Genomic DNA, 295 nt, shown 5'->3' with positions numbered 1-295 from the left:
TTTCGGATGTCGAAATCAGACCTGAAAGCACGCCCAATCTACGCCAGGAAACAAGACTCGATCACAGCACATCTCAATATCGTGATGGCCGCACTAGCCGTGGCTCACCTGATGGAAACACGCAGTGGCCAATCCATCAAACGCCTCGTGAGAACACTCAAGAAATACCGCAGCTTTCAACTCGTCGCTGGCGGCGAAACCATTCACGCCGCCGTACCACTCCCACCCGACCTCACCGCCACCATCCAAGCAATCACCGGCCGCGAACTTCCGCACTAAATTGGCCTAAGTCAGG

At 55.3% G+C, this 295-nt stretch carries 1 pseudogene; it reads left to right on the top strand.

Annotated features, from left to right (window positions below):
• Positions 1-279 (top strand): annotated as a pseudogene (locus HMPREF2698_RS13495) (transposase); the annotation flags it as partial.
• Positions 280-295 lie beyond the last annotated feature (16 nt).

This window comes from Corynebacterium sp. HMSC072A02, from assembly GCF_001810085.1.
Classification (GTDB): domain Bacteria; phylum Actinomycetota; class Actinomycetes; order Mycobacteriales; family Mycobacteriaceae; genus Corynebacterium; species Corynebacterium hesseae.
Note: the sequence above shows the minus strand (reverse complement) of the source record. Positions and strands in the feature narration are given on the sequence as shown.